General features: G+C 50.0%; 16 protein-coding genes. 7 read left to right on the forward strand and 9 right to left on the reverse strand.

Annotation, left to right across the window (positions count from 1 at the left end):
- Nucleotides 1–14: 14 nt before the first annotated feature.
- The gene (gene rfaP / locus SK36_RS21115; RefSeq protein ID WP_045448815.1) at nucleotides 15–812 is read right to left on the reverse strand and encodes a lipopolysaccharide core heptose(I) kinase RfaP; all 798 of its coding nucleotides are present in this window, start codon (nucleotides 810–812) and stop codon (nucleotides 15–17) included.
- Nucleotides 813–814: 2 nt separating this feature from the next.
- Nucleotides 815–1,930, reverse strand: a complete 1,116-nt coding sequence (locus SK36_RS21120; RefSeq protein ID WP_045448817.1) for a glycosyltransferase family 4 protein — start codon at nucleotides 1,928–1,930, stop codon at nucleotides 815–817.
- 423 nt (nucleotides 1,931–2,353) lie between these two features.
- Here SK36_RS21120 and waaA point away from each other — a divergent pair, with 423 nt between their 5' ends.
- Nucleotides 2,354–3,631 carry a lipid IV(A) 3-deoxy-D-manno-octulosonic acid transferase gene (gene waaA / locus SK36_RS21125; protein ID WP_048223116.1) on the forward strand — a complete coding sequence of 426 codons (1,278 nt, stop codon included), beginning with the start codon at nucleotides 2,354–2,356 and terminating at the stop codon, nucleotides 3,629–3,631.
- 8 nt (nucleotides 3,632–3,639) lie between these two features.
- Complete coding sequence (gene coaD, locus SK36_RS21130) at nucleotides 3,640–4,119, forward strand: pantetheine-phosphate adenylyltransferase (RefSeq protein WP_045448820.1); 480 nt, start codon at nucleotides 3,640–3,642, stop codon at nucleotides 4,117–4,119.
- 28 nt (nucleotides 4,120–4,147) lie between these two features.
- Here coaD and mutM read toward each other — a convergent pair whose 3' ends face one another.
- The 4 genes from mutM to radC all read right to left on the reverse strand — a co-directional run bounded on the left by mutM (nucleotide 4,148) and on the right by radC (nucleotide 6,421).
- Nucleotides 4,148–4,957, reverse strand: coding sequence for a bifunctional DNA-formamidopyrimidine glycosylase/DNA-(apurinic or apyrimidinic site) lyase (gene mutM / locus SK36_RS21135; RefSeq protein WP_048223118.1), 810 nt, complete (start codon nucleotides 4,955–4,957; stop codon nucleotides 4,148–4,150).
- Between the two features lie 98 nt (nucleotides 4,958–5,055).
- Nucleotides 5,056–5,223, reverse strand: coding sequence for a 50S ribosomal protein L33 (rpmG, locus tag SK36_RS21140; RefSeq protein WP_003024094.1), 168 nt, complete (start codon nucleotides 5,221–5,223; stop codon nucleotides 5,056–5,058).
- Between the two features lie 20 nt (nucleotides 5,224–5,243).
- Nucleotides 5,244–5,480, reverse strand: coding sequence for a 50S ribosomal protein L28 (gene rpmB / locus SK36_RS21145; protein WP_003024071.1), 237 nt, complete (start codon nucleotides 5,478–5,480; stop codon nucleotides 5,244–5,246).
- A gap of 275 nt (nucleotides 5,481–5,755) precedes the next feature.
- The gene (gene radC / locus SK36_RS21150; protein WP_045448824.1) at nucleotides 5,756–6,421 is read right to left on the reverse strand and encodes a RadC family protein; all 666 of its coding nucleotides are present in this window, start codon (nucleotides 6,419–6,421) and stop codon (nucleotides 5,756–5,758) included.
- 169 nt (nucleotides 6,422–6,590) lie between these two features.
- Between radC and coaBC the strand changes: the two genes are divergently transcribed.
- The 3 genes from coaBC (at nucleotide 6,591) to slmA (ending at nucleotide 8,960) form a co-directional block, all read left to right on the forward strand.
- Nucleotides 6,591–7,811, forward strand: coding sequence for a bifunctional phosphopantothenoylcysteine decarboxylase/phosphopantothenate--cysteine ligase CoaBC (coaBC, locus tag SK36_RS21155; RefSeq protein WP_136345383.1), 1,221 nt, complete (start codon nucleotides 6,591–6,593; stop codon nucleotides 7,809–7,811).
- On the forward strand, nucleotides 7,789–8,247 hold the full coding sequence (gene dut / locus SK36_RS21160; RefSeq protein WP_045448827.1) for a dUTP diphosphatase: 459 nt from the start codon (nucleotides 7,789–7,791) through the stop codon (nucleotides 8,245–8,247). Before coaBC ends, dut begins: the two co-directional genes overlap by 23 nt.
- Before the next feature lie 116 nt (nucleotides 8,248–8,363).
- On the forward strand, nucleotides 8,364–8,960 hold the full coding sequence (gene slmA, locus SK36_RS21165; protein WP_045448829.1) for a nucleoid occlusion factor SlmA: 597 nt from the start codon (nucleotides 8,364–8,366) through the stop codon (nucleotides 8,958–8,960).
- 76 nt (nucleotides 8,961–9,036) lie between these two features.
- Here the strand turns inward: slmA and pyrE are convergent, their stop codons facing one another.
- Together pyrE and rph are read right to left on the reverse strand one after the other, a co-directional pair.
- A complete protein-coding gene (gene pyrE, locus SK36_RS21170) occupies nucleotides 9,037–9,678 on the reverse strand; it encodes an orotate phosphoribosyltransferase (RefSeq protein ID WP_045448830.1) in 642 nt (213 codons plus the stop codon).
- A gap of 77 nt (nucleotides 9,679–9,755) precedes the next feature.
- Entirely contained in the window at nucleotides 9,756–10,472 is a 717-nt protein-coding gene (gene rph, locus SK36_RS21175) for a ribonuclease PH (protein WP_003024054.1), read from the reverse strand.
- A 125-nt stretch (nucleotides 10,473–10,597) separates the two neighbouring features.
- On the opposite strand from rph, the gene SK36_RS21180 reads away from it, so the two are divergent.
- Both SK36_RS21180 and SK36_RS21185 read left to right on the forward strand, forming a co-directional pair.
- Nucleotides 10,598–11,461, forward strand: coding sequence for a YicC/YloC family endoribonuclease (locus SK36_RS21180; protein ID WP_045448832.1), 864 nt, complete (start codon nucleotides 10,598–10,600; stop codon nucleotides 11,459–11,461).
- Between the two features lie 255 nt (nucleotides 11,462–11,716).
- The gene (locus tag SK36_RS21185; protein WP_003024049.1) at nucleotides 11,717–12,334 is read left to right on the forward strand and encodes a trimeric intracellular cation channel family protein; all 618 of its coding nucleotides are present in this window, start codon (nucleotides 11,717–11,719) and stop codon (nucleotides 12,332–12,334) included.
- Here the strand turns inward: SK36_RS21185 and ligB are convergent.
- Entirely contained in the window at nucleotides 12,331–14,010 is a 1,680-nt protein-coding gene (ligB, locus tag SK36_RS21190) for an NAD-dependent DNA ligase LigB (protein ID WP_048223120.1), read from the reverse strand. The genes SK36_RS21185 and ligB overlap by 4 nt on opposite strands.
- Nucleotides 14,011–14,238: the final 228 nt, after the last annotated feature.

Consider the following 14,238-nt stretch of genomic DNA (forward strand, 5'->3'; position numbering starts at 1 on the left):
ACTTTTTATGCATTTTATAGCGCTTTTCTTATTGTTCTTTGTCTTATTTTTTGCGCTTTTGTGACAGCTTGTTGAAACAATCTGGCTTCGTGGCGGAGAATTTCACGCAATGGCATTGCGAAATATACACGTAAGAAACGATAGATATCCCTGGATGTCAATCCGATCTCCAGTGAGGAGAAATAGAGCCCAATTAAATCCTTGTCACGCCAACGGCGCGGTACATGCTGACGTATTTGTGCACGATGCAGGTCAATTACAGAAAGTTTAATATCCGCGATTTCTGTTGGCATCGGCTGTTGAAGCAGAAAGTGACAGATATAACAGTCCCGATGGTTCACCCCACCACGATGCATTTTTCCGACCATCTCTGCTACACGGGTAATAATGGCCTGTTTTAAGACAAAATCAGGGCGCTCGACACCCCATCTGGCGCAAAAATCTTCAAGGCTGATTGCAGGAGACAGGTCTTCAGTGATGATAAATGACGTTCGCTCTAACGGGTTAAGTCCTTTCTGACCAAATGCAACACCGTTCATTGTATCAACATTCAGCTCTTTCAAACGGTGAATAGCTAACCATTCTCGATCTGCGCCAAGAACAGGCATGCGGAGAGAAATGAGGTTCTTCACCACTTCTTTTAGCGTGGTTCCGTGATGATATTTAAGAAAATACCCCTTACCCATCATCTCAAAACGCAGGGTACGCCGTGTTTCCAGAGCGCGGAAGACTTCACCATCCAGCTTAGACACTTCCGCGAACGGATCTTTTCCTTGCCATTGCGTGGCAAACGGTTCTTTTAGTTCAATCATTCTCAATGACCTAAAATGATATCTGCAGCCCTGTCCGCCAGGCTGTAGAGATCCTCTGTATCAGCAAAATGCCGGGCATGGCCTGCCCAGCTATTTCTCTTCTCATTATTTTGCAGCGCATCGAAAAGTGCTGTATTCAGATTTGTCTGCTCGAACGGTTCAGAAATTACCACTCCACATTGGGCGGCATTGATGTAATCGGCATATCCGCATACTTCCGTGGTTAATACAGGCAAACCTGCAACCACAGCCTCTAACAATACAATACCAGCGGCTTCCTGAACGGCAGGATGGAGCAATAAATCAGCAGCGGACATCAATTCAGCAATATCATCTCGCCCCGAGAAAAATTGTACGAGCTCTTCAATACCCAATTGGCGGGCCTGAGCACGGTAGCGATCGGCTTTATCCTGGCCTACTACCATCAATCGCGTCCGCTGGCGTATTGACTCTGGTAAAGACGCCAACGCCTGCAATGTTCTCGATACACCTTTGCGCTTAAAATCTGATCCCACTTGCAGGAGAAAAAACTGATCGCGTTGTATACCATTTTTATTCCTGACATTCTGCCTGCTGTTTTCAGGTTGCTGGCTATATTTCCGATCAGGGTAAATCCCAGGGGGAAGAATATGAAAACGCTGGTTCTCTGTTCGATAATGATGTTTGAAATCGCCAATTTGCTTGTTGGTTAACATCAATAACGCGGTGCGGGATCCTTGCTGAAATACGGCTTTTTCAAATGAAGAATAATGCCGATATCGCTGCGTCAGCTTGTAAAAAAAACCTTTTTCCCGGGCAACTTTTTCGGCATAACAGACGTCAGCTGCATAATAAACATCCAACCCCGGCATTTTATTAAACCCTACGATCCGATCAACTGGGTGCTGGCTTAAATATTGCTGAACCCACTGATAATATTGCTCATTTTTTCCATGGTTAGTTCTGGATGTTACTGGGACGAGTATAATTTCAAGCCCCTCAGGACGCTCCCCCTGCCAGCTCTGGGTAAAAACCTGAACACGGTGGCCACGTGCAGCAACCGTAAGCGCAACCCGCAGGAAATCACGTTGTAACCCGCCATAGGGAAAATACTTGTACAAACAAAAAGCAATGATCATCCATTAATATCCGCATCGCGTCGCCAGCCACACCAAACCTGATGCATAAGAGTACTGTAATCTCTGCTTGCGCTATCCAAAGATTGCCTCCCATGGCTCCGAAGCGTTGATGGCTGCTAGCTACCTGAAATTATGCAGCAGTATACCATTTATTATCACTCAATCCGAAATGAATATTTTTTAACCATATAAAAAATTTATCAATTAAAAACAATCAGATAATAAGAAACGCAATTCACCAAAAAAGTCGTACCGCACAAGACGCTAAGCCTTACAAATGGGAATATGTGCCTTTTTGATACAGTCGCAGCTAAAACAAGGCATTGCCAATTCAATCCTTTTGATACAACCTGGATAAAAATGATGGTAAAGCCATAGTTAAATACATAGAATCCCCAGCACATTCATAAGTCAGCTACTATTATGCTCGAATTGCTTTACACCGCCCTTTTCTACCTTATTCAGCCCCTGATCTGGATACGGCTTTGGGTGCGCGGACGTAAGGCTCCGGCCTATCGTAAACGCTGGGGTGAACGCTATGGATTTTATCGCCGCCCACTGAAACCTGGCGGCATCATGCTTCATTCCGTTTCTGTAGGCGAAACGCTGGCGGCGATCCCTTTAGTTCGCGCTCTGCGACATCGTTATCCCGATCTACCGATCACGGTAACGACCATGACGCCAACAGGTTCCGAGCGCGTACAGTCTGCTTTCGGTACTGACGTTCAACACGTCTATCTCCCTTACGATTTACCAGACGCACTGAACCGCTTCCTGAACAAAGTTGACCCCAAGCTGGTGTTAATAATGGAGACTGAGCTATGGCCAAATCTGATTGCTGCACTGCATAAGCGTCATATTCCTCTGGTCATTGCCAACGCACGTCTTTCTGCCCGCTCAGCTGCCGGCTATGCGAAACTGGGTAAATTTGTTAGCAGGCTACTACGTCGCATTACGCTGATTGCTGCACAAAATGAAGAAGATGGCGCACGCTTTATTACCCTTGGCGCAAGAAACAATCAGGTAACGGTTACTGGCAGTCTTAAGTTTGATATTTCCGTCACTCCGCAACTGGCTGCCAAAGCGATTACATTGCGCCGCCAGTGGGCACCACATCGCCCGGTATGGATTGCAACCAGCACGCACGATGGTGAAGAAAGCATCATCATTGCTGCTCATCAGGCGCTATTAAATCAGTTTCCGAACCTTTTACTGATTCTGGTTCCCAGACATCCAGAACGATTCCCGGATGCTATTAACCTCGTACGCCAGGCTGGGCTAAGCTATACCACACGGTCCTCGGGTGAAGTCCCGTCTTCAGCTACCCAGGTCGTTATCGGCGATACTATGGGCGAGCTGATGCTTCTGTACGGCATTGCCGACCTTGCTTTTGTCGGTGGCTCACTGGTGGAACGTGGAGGTCACAACCCATTAGAGGCCGCAGCGCATGCCATTCCGGTACTGATGGGGCCACATACCTTTAATTTTAAAGATATTTGCGCGCGACTGGAGCAGGCAAGCGGATTGATCACCGTTACCGACGCCACCACACTGGTTAAAGAGATCTCTTCTTTACTGACAGATGCAGATTATCGTAGTTTTTATGGTCGTCATGCGGTTGAAGTTCTGTATCAAAACCAGGGCGCGCTACAACGTCTGCTGCAGCTGCTGGAACCTTACCTGCCACCCAAAACGCATTGAGGGTTGTCATGCAAAAACGGGCGATTTATCCAGGAACCTTTGATCCAATTACTAATGGCCACATTGATATCGTGACGCGCGCAACGCACATGTTTGATCACGTTATCCTGGCGATTGCCGCAAGCCCCAGTAAAAAGCCGATGTTTACGCTTGAAGAGCGCGTTGAACTGGCACAGCAGGCAACGGCACATCTTGGCAATGTGGAAGTTCTGGGATTTAGCGATCTGATGGCAAACTTCGCCCGCGATAATCAGGCTAACATTCTGATACGCGGTCTGCGTGCGGTCGCGGATTTTGAATATGAAATGCAGTTGGCGCACATGAACCGCCATCTGATGCCCCAGCTGGAGAGCGTCTTTTTGATGCCTTCCAAAGAGTGGTCATTTATCTCATCATCGCTGGTTAAAGAGGTCGCCCGCCATCAGGGTGACGTGACCCACTTTTTACCAGAGAACGTTCATCAGGCGTTAATGGACAAGCTAAAGTAAAATGCGTTATTCAGCCTGCTGATTAACTTTATTTCTGACAGCGGCGACAATAGAACGTCGTCCGCTGGGCATGTTTAGTGGCGACAACGGGCGCACCACATGCGCGGCAGGGCTCACCTTCACGCCCATAGACTTGCAATTCTTGTGCAAAATAGCCCGGCTTACCGTCGCTTTGCAGGAAATCCTTCAGCGTCGTCCCGCCCTGCTCGATAGAGCGCAGTAAAACCGCTTTGATAACGCGCACCAGCAATTCACACTCGGCTTTCGACAGTGACGATGCCAGACGGTCAGGATGGATGCCAGCCGCAAAGAGCGACTCACTGGCATAGATATTACCCACGCCCACCACCAACTTGTTATCCATCAGCCAGGGTTTAATCGCCGTTTTCTTCTTCGCACATTTGTGCTGGAGATAATCGGCGTTGAAATCATCGCTCAGAGGCTCGGGACCAAGATGTGCGAGAACATTGTGTCCTTCCAGCTCTTTTGTCCACAGCCAGGCACCAAAACGACGAGGATCGGTGTAACGCAGGACTTTGCCATTACTCATCACTAAATCGACATGGTCATGTTTTTCTGCCGGAAGCTCTTCAGGGAGGATACGCAGGCTGCCTGACATGCCCAGATGAATGATAATCCAGCCATCCGGTAGCTCCAGCAACAGATATTTCGCACGGCGCTGTACGCTAATGACGGGTTTATCACTAAGACGATAAATTTCCTCTGATACCGGCCAGCGCAAACGACCATTCCGAACATTGGCATGCAGAATCATTGCCCCTACCAGATGAGGTTCAATACCACGGCGACTGGTTTCGACTTCAGGTAATTCAGGCATAGCATCTCCGGCTGTATATCAGGTTTTATTAATATGGGGACGGCCAGAAAACAAAAAACCCCGCCGAGGCGAGGTTTTTCGTGACATCGAAACTAAAATTATTTGATTTTAGCTTCTTTGTACAGAACGTGCTGACGGACAACTGGATCGAATTTTTTCAGTTCCAGTTTTTCCGGCTTAGTACGTTTGTTCTTCGTAGTGGTATAGAAGTGACCAGTACCAGCAGAAGAAACCAGCTTGATTTTCTCACGAATACCTTTAGCCATGATTTATTTCCTCTTAGTACTTAGTACTTTTCGCCACGGGCACGCAGTTCAGACAGAACTGTTTCGATGCCTTTCTTATCAATTACACGCATACCTTTAGCAGATACACGCAGGGTGACAAAACGCTTCTCGCTCTCAACCCAAAAACGGTGAGAGTGCAGGTTAGGCAGGAAACGGCGTTTAGTCGCGTTCAGTGCGTGGGAACGGTTGTTACCGGTCACCGGACGCTTGCCAGTAACTTGGCAGACTCGGGACATGTCTATTCTCCAAAAATCAAATTAGCTCGAGCTTCGTATGGGGTATTGGCGCCTCGTCAGGCTTCTCAGCCCGGTTATCGCAGTTCAATACACTTAATCGTTCATACTGCATCATCATTGGACGCCGAATGAATGATCTCATGTATTCGCGAACTCTCGATTGCCAGGCCCAAATGCCAAACCCGAGATTCTCAAAGGTGGCGTAGTATACGCTGAGTCAGCGATGTGCTCAAGTCCCGAACAGACAAAGATCCCGATGGATCGCGTAAAGTGCGCTAAATCCAACCACGTTCCGCAAAAGAAACGTACTCTCCACGCCCAATTACAAGATGATCAATCACCCGGATATCCATGAACTGACAGCATTTCACCACACGCTCGGTGATGAGTTTATCTGCTTTGCTCGGCTCTGCACACCCCGAAGGGTGATTATGTGCAAGGATCACCGCTGACGCATTCATTTTTATCGCCTCACGGACAATTTCTCGCGGATGCACCTCTACGTGGCTAAGCGTACCGGAAAAAAGTTTGCTGTGTTTAATTACGCGATGCTGAGCATCCATAAAGATCACCAGAAAGATCTCCCGCTCCTCTTCCGCAAGCTGACTTTGCAGAAATTCTCTCGTCATTTCCGGGCTAAGTAGCGCCCTTTCCTCAATCACCCGCACGTTGTAGTAGCGTCTCGCCAGTTCGGCAATCCCCTTGAGTTGTGCATACTTCGCCACGCCAATACCCTGGACGTGGCTAAACTCCATGTAATCTGCAGACAAAAGGCCATAAAGCGAATCAAAATGCTGAAGCATTTCTTTCGCCAGCGTGAGTACATCAGTACCGCGTAATCCGGTGCGTAAAAAGAGCGCCAGTAGCTCAACATCCGTAAGAGAACGGACTCCCAGCTTCATCATCTTTTCCCGGGGCATCAAACATCCTGTATTTTTCATGCCTCCCTCCTTTGGCGTCAGCATGGTGGCATAACGCCAACAACGAATCGACGCTCAGTTCTCACTTCTTCGTAGCGCCTCGCAAAGTGGATCGCGGTCAAAAGCACGACAAATGGTGGATTGTGATAAAATATCCGCCTTCTGGTGTAACCCAACAGGAAAGATCATGATGAGCCTGGCCGGTAAAAAAATCGTACTTGGCGTCAGTGGCGGCATTGCTGCATACAAAACCCCTGAGCTGGTGCGTCGTTTACGGGAGCGTGGCGCAGACGTCCGCGTGGCAATGACCGAGGCGGCAAAAGCGTTTATTACTCCCCTGAGCTTACAGGCGGTTTCGGGCTATCCCGTTTCCGATAGCCTGCTTGACCCCGCAGCAGAAGCCGCGATGGGCCATATTGAACTGGGAAAATGGGCAGATTTAGTTATTCTTGCCCCCGCTACGGCAGATCTGATTGCACGCGTCGCCGCAGGCATGGCTAACGATCTGGTTTCAACGATCTGTCTGGCAACGCCAGCGCCTGTTGCCGTTCTGCCCGCCATGAACCAACAGATGTACCGTGCCGCTGCTACGCAACACAATCTGGGGATTCTCGCCTCACGTGGATTACTCATCTGGGGGCCAGACAGCGGCAGCCAGGCATGTGGCGATGTCGGCCCTGGGCGCATGCTGGATCCGTTAACGATTGTCGATATGGCTGCTGAACATTTTTCATCTGTCAACGATCTGCAACATCTCAACATCATGATTACGGCTGGCCCGACACGTGAACCACTTGATCCTGTACGTTATATTTCCAACCACAGTTCAGGGAAAATGGGATTTGCCATCGCAGCAGCAGCGGCAAAGCGTGGTGCAAACGTCACGCTGGTATCGGGTCCCGTTACGCTATCAACCCCCCCCTTTGTACAGCGCATAGATGTGATGACAGCGCTGGAAATGGAGGCCGCCGTACAATCTACGGCACAACAGCAGCATATTTTTATCGGCTGCGCCGCAGTTGCTGATTACCGGGCAGAAACCGTCGCCAGTGAAAAAATCAAAAAGCAGGCCACGCAGGGTGATGAATTAACAGTAAAAATGGTCAAAAACCCGGATATTATCGCTGGCGTTGCCGCACTGGATGCTAATCGTCCTTTTGTCGTTGGATTTGCCGCAGAAACGAATAATGTGGAAGAATACGCCCGGCAAAAACGTATTCGTAAAAACCTTGATATGATCTGTGCAAACGATGTTTCACTGTCTACTCAAGGGTTTAACAGCGACAGCAATGCATTACACCTTTTCTGGCAGGATGGAGATAAAGTCTTACCGCTTGAGCGCAAAGAACTCCTGGGCCAATTATTACTCGACGAGATCGTGACCCGTTATGATGAAAAAAATCGACGTTAAGATTCTGGACCCGCGCGTAGGGCAACAATTCCCACTCCCGACGTACGCAACTTCTGGTTCTGCTGGACTTGACCTGCGCGCCTGTCTGGATGACGCCGTAGAGCTGGCACCTGGTGCAACGACACTGGTACCGACCGGATTAGCCATTCATATCGCCGATCCCTCGCTGGCGGCAGTGATGTTACCGCGCTCCGGACTGGGTCATAAGCACGGCATTGTGCTGGGCAATCTGGTCGGTCTGATTGACTCCGACTACCAGGGACAACTGATGGTGTCCATCTGGAACCGTGGCCAGGATAGCTTCACTATTGAGCCTGGTGAACGCATTGCACAAATGATCTTTGTACCAGTCGTGCAGGCTGAATTTAATCTGGTGGAAGAGTTTGAAGCCACCGATCGTGGCGAAGGTGGCTTCGGCCATTCCGGGCGCAAGTAACCCGTAGAGAAGTATCCCACAGCGCAATAACGCAATAACAAACCGCAAACAGCAGTTTGCGGTCGCTGTGTGGATGCCTGCCTGGCAAGTGCTTATTTTCAGGGGTATTTTGTAACATGGTAGAAAAGCAAACTGCGAAAAGGAATCGTCGCGAAGAAATACTTCAGTCTCTGGCGCTGATGCTTGAATCCAGCGATGGAAGCCAACGCATCACGACAGCAAAACTGGCGGCCTCTGTTGGCGTTTCCGAAGCGGCATTGTATCGCCATTTTCCCAGCAAGACCCGCATGTTCGATAGCCTGATTGAGTTTATCGAAGATAGTCTGATTACCCGTATCAATTTGATTTTAAAAGATGAAAAAGACACAAGCGCACGTCTGCGTCTGATCGTACTGCTGATTTTAGGTTTTGGTGAACGAAATCCCGGCCTGACGCGTATTCTGACCGGACACGCGCTCATGTTTGAGCAAGACCGCCTGCAAGGTCGTATTAACCAGCTTTTTGAGCGCATTGAGGCGCAATTGCGCCAGGTTCTGCGAGAAAAAAGAATGCGTGAGGGCGAAGGTTACGCTGTGGATGAAACGCTGCTGGCCAGCCAGTTACTGGCTTTCTGCGAAGGTATGCTGTCTCGCTTCGTGCGTAGCGAATTTAAATACCGTCCAACGGACGATTTTGACACCCGCTGGCCGCTACTGGTTGCTCAACTGCAATAACGTCTTAGCCAGACTGCGGCGTTGCCTTATCCGGCCTACTGCTTTGTAGGCCAGGTAAGCGCAGCACCGCCGGCGATTAAACCCCAAACTCTTCGCGATACGCCCGCACAGCGGCCAGGTGTTCCGCCATTTCAGGCTTCTCTTCCAGATACGCAATCAGGTCTTTCAGGGTAATTATTGAAATCACCTTGCAGCCATAGTCACGCTCTACTTCCTGGATTGCAGAAATCTCACCACGACCACGTTCCTGGCGATCAAGAGAAATCAGTACCCCAGCCAGCGTCGCACCATTGGCCTGGATTATCTCCATCGACTCGCGAATCGCTGTACCGGCGGTGATCACATCATCCACCAACATCACTCGGCCCTGTAGTGCACTGCCTACCAGGTTTCCACCTTCGCCGTGGGTTTTCGCCTCTTTACGGTTAAAGCAGTACGGCAAATCTTTATCGTGGTGTTCCGCCAGCGCAACGGCCGTGGTAGTGGCAATAGGAATCCCTTTGTATGCGGGGCCAAACAGCAGATCAAAATCAATACCGGAATCCACAAGCGCTTCAGCATAAAAACGACCTAACAGTGCCAGATCGCGCCCGGTATTAAACAGCCCGGCGTTGAAGAAATAGGGGCTCTTGCGCCCGGATTTCAGCGTAAACTCGCCAAACTTTAGTACCTGCTTGCCAAGCGCAAACTCAATAAACTGGCGCTGATATGGTTTCATGGATTCGCTCCTCTTTTCACTTTCATCATTTACGAAATCTGCAGACAAAAAAAAGGGCGACTACGTCGCCCTTAAAATCAATTTTCTAACGCCGCCTTCTGCGTCGCTACAATGGATTCGATCCCCCCTCTGGCCAACGCCAGTAGGGTGAGTAGTTCTTCATGGCTGAACGGTTCACCTTCTGCAGTACCCTGCACTTCGATAATGCGACCATCTTCAGTCATCACCACGTTCATATCGGTTTCTGCCGCAGAGTCTTCAACATACTCCAGGTCACAGAGCGCTTCGCCATTAACAATACCTACTGAGACCGCAGCGACCATCCCTTTCATTGGGTTGGTTTTCAGTTTACCGCTCGCCACCAGCTTGTTTAGCGCGTCAGCCAGCGCAACACAAGCACCTGTAATCGATGCGGTTCGCGTGCCACCATCTGCCTGAATAACATCGCAATCCAGGGTAATAGTAAATTCGCCGAGAGTCTTCAGGTCAACGGCTGCACGCAGCGCACGTGCAATCAGACGCTGTATTTCCATGGTACGGCCACCTTGTTTACCCTTCGCCGCTTCACGTGCGTTACGGGTATGAGTGGCGCGAGGCAGCATGCCGTATTCGGCGGTGATCCAGCCCTGGCCCTGGCCTTTCAGAAAACGTGGAACGCCTTCATCAATAGAGGCAGTGCACAGCACTTTAGTATCACCAAATTCGACCAGTACGGAGCCTTCAGCGTGTTTTGTATAATTACGGGTCAGGGTGACAGGACGCACCTGATTGGCACTACGACCGGCTGGACGCATGATAAAATCTCCGACTTGAAACGAATGTGGCTGCGCATTATACGGACTTCCGACGGTTATTCCTATCCTGACAAGACGTGGATGGCTATAATCCTCCCATCTCATCTTTAAAAACAGGAACGTCTATGATCCGCAGCATGACCGCCTACGCCCGGCGTGAAATCAAGGGTGAATGGGGTAGCGCCACCTGGGAAATGCGCTCGGTAAACCAGCGTTATCTGGAAACCTATTTTCGCCTGCCGGAGCAGTTCCGTAGCCTTGAACCTGTTGTACGCGAACGTATCCGCTCACGTCTGACGCGCGGTAAAATCGAATGCACACTGCGTTTTGAGCCTGACGCCAGCGCGCAAGGTGAGCTGATTCTGAATGAGAAGCTCGCTAAACAGCTCGTTACCGCCGCAAACTGGGTCAAAATGCAGAGCGATGAAGGTGAAATTAATCCGGTTGATATCCTGCGTTGGCCGGGTGTAATGGCTGCCCAGGAGCAAGATCTGGACGCTATTGCCGCCGAAATCCTTGCCGCACTTGACGGTACGCTGGATGACTTTATTGTCGCGCGTGAAACCGAAGGCCAGGCGCTGAAAACATTGATCGAACAGCGTCTGGAAGGCGTCAGCACCGAAGTGGCGAAGGTCCGTGCGCACATGCCGGAAATTCTGCAATGGCAGCGCGATCGTCTGGTTGCCAAGCTGGAAGATGCACAGGTGCAGCTGGAAAATAACCGCCTTGAACAAGAGTTAGTGCTGATGGCACAGCGTATTGATGTGGCAGAAGAATTGGATCGTCTCGAAGCCCACGTTAAAGAAACCTACAACATCCTGAAGAAAAAAGAAGCGGTCGGCCGCCGTCTGGACTTCATGATGCAGGAATTTAACCGTGAGTCGAACACTCTGGCATCTAAATCCATCAATGCTGAAGTCACTAACTCCGCGATTGAACTGAAAGTATTGATCGAGCAAATGCGCGAACAGATTCAGAATATCGAGTAAGTTCCCTTACACGTAGCGTGTCGATAAACGGTGGCGCTACGTGTAATTCTCTTTTGTCAGCTATTCTTTGCTCTAATTGGATTATATTTTCTCATCAATTATTATCCTAATTAACGATCAAAAGTCCGTTATCTCTGGCATTTCCAATAAATTCGCATTAGCTATTTTTATTAAAATCACTTCGCCTTAGAAAATCTCAATCGTGACATTGCGCACAAATCGTTAACCTTAGCCCCAGCAAATCAGGGGGAAGGCATGCTGCTACACGTTTTATATTTAATTGGTATTACTGCTGAAGCTATGACAGGTGCGCTTGCGGCAGGCCGTCGTCGTATGGATACATTTGGCGTAATTATCATTGCCACCGCGACTGCCATTGGCGGCGGGTCCGTACGCGATATTCTTCTCGGTCACTATCCGCTCGGCTGGGTCAAACACCCTGAGTACGTCATTATCGTGGCAACCGCCGCTGTACTGACCACGATTATTGCTCCCGTCATGCCCTACCTGCGCAAAATATTCCTGGTACTGGATGCTCTGGGTCTCGTAGTTTTCTCTATTATTGGCGCTCAGGTAGCGCTCGATATGGGGCACGGACCGATTATTGCCGTTGTCGCCGCCGTCACCACCGGTGTCTTTGGTGGCGTCCTACGAGACATGTTCTGCAAACGCATTCCGTTAGTGTTCCAGAAAGAGCTGTATGCCGGTGTGTCATTTGCCGCCGCCGTGCTTTACATTGTGCTGCAACATTATGTCTCCAGCCACGATGTAGTGGTTATCTCTACCCTGCTATTTGGTTTTACCGCCCGATTATTGGCGCTGCGCCTGAAGTTAGGGCTGCCGGTATTTTATTATCGCCATGAAGGTCATTAAGGCGTAAAGCCCGTAATACGCTGAGCTGCTAACCAGTTGCTCAGCGCTTTTACTTTCTGATTCTCCAGCCACTGAATTAACTGTCGGGTACGGCGCTCCCCCATCGACGGAAGCTGCCGCCAGCTTTTTTCATCGCGTTCCTGTAGTTGCCGCCATGATCGGTCACGACTGGCATCCAGTGTCACCTGTGTTAACGGTATTCCCATAGCAACTATCCAGCGAGTAAAAGGATGCTGACGCGACAGGTTAAACTGATGCCACAACTTCTCGCCTTTACGGACTCCAAGCGTGGACTGTAGCTGTTCCTGGGTTAAGGCGAGCCAGGAAAAGATATGCTCAAAGCGATGTGCATGATGGAGTTCCCGCCACCCTGCCTCACCGATACCGTCAAAATTCAACGCCTCTTTTGCACTCAGCCAGACCAGCCTGGCAACAAATTGTTGCTGGCATTCCCGTGTTGCATAAAAACAGGTTAATGAATTGAAATGACCTTTTGGAGGAGCGGGTTTAGTCCGCTGGGTACTGCGCCAGACCACATCGTCTATGCGGGGAATCCCCTGTCCGGCCAGACTGACAAGGAGATGATCGCCAGGTGCGATATCCCATTCATTCCACCGGCGAACAGAGCCAATATTGACGCGCTGCACTCGTTTATCATCCAGCATAACCGGAGCCAACAAGGCGACTACGGCAATTTGCCCACTCTTGCCGACAGAGAATTGAATCCCCGTCACCTCGGACACCCGAGCAACCGGAGGATATTTCCAGGCCACCAGCCAGTCTCCCTGGCCAGGTAACCAGTTTCGTGCTTCTGGCTCCTTTCCCGTTCGTACCACAACACCATCGGTCACAAAAGGCAATCCCGAGGTCCACCAGTGTGTACGGGCACGCTCAACCTCATCGGCATTTTTAACAGGCTGGGTAAATTGCCGGGTCAGACTGAAACCTGCATCAGCAAGCTGTCGCAGTCTGTCCGGCATGTTCACCGGACCATCGGGCCAGGCCCAGATAAAAATGGCTAAAGATCGCAACAACTCTGGATTATCCTTGCGCATCATCATCCCAGCCACCTTAGAGCGGGCATTCATTCCGCCACTCTTTTGTTGGATATGACCGTCCTGCGGCAAAAAAATCTCACCCTGCAACGTACTGTTAGCCAGCTGGCCTTTGGTCATTTTTGGCACGGAAGGGATCTGGCGAACTTTGTTCGTCCAGTCTTCTCCTTTCAGCCCATTACCGCGACTAATTGCCCTGACCAGATTACCATCCCGATAGACCAGCGTAACCGCCACTCCGTCCACCTTCGGCTGTACCCAGAGATCGCCACGAGTACGCATCCATTGTTGTACAGATCGCTTATCTGCAAGCTTACGTACCCCCGTGTGGGGGACTGGGTGCGATATCGTTCCACTAATGGGTGGAACTGACTGGTCTGCATGTGAATCATCGCTAAAACAGCGGTGCCATTGGGCCAATTGCGCATCAAGCTGGTCATAGACACTATCATCTACAGCACTGATGCCTTGTTTCCAGTAGCTGTCATTCCATTGAGCCATTTGCTGCTGTAGCCGTGATATTTCCGCGTTTGCCCGGGCAGGCGACCAGACAGGACATACTGTCCATGCCGGAAAATGCCATACCAGTAAAACCAGCGCTACGCATTTCCATAACCTCATCACCACCTCCGCTAAACATTACGTTGCCCGGCAGGTATAGCGCGAAGCGTCAGCGAAACAGAGTGGCAAAAGATCATCCTGCGAACCGCTTTCCAGACATTTTTGTTTATTGCAGCAAATCCCCGGTAAAACAGGAAAAAGGTATACAAAACGCAATAATCATGCGCAAAAAGTGTGACAAGGGCTACGTCGTATAGCGGCTACGTGTATAATAAGCCCGTATGTAGG

The organism is Citrobacter sp. MGH106 (assembly GCF_001037495.1).
In the GTDB taxonomy this organism is placed as follows: domain Bacteria; phylum Pseudomonadota; class Gammaproteobacteria; order Enterobacterales; family Enterobacteriaceae; genus Citrobacter; species Citrobacter murliniae.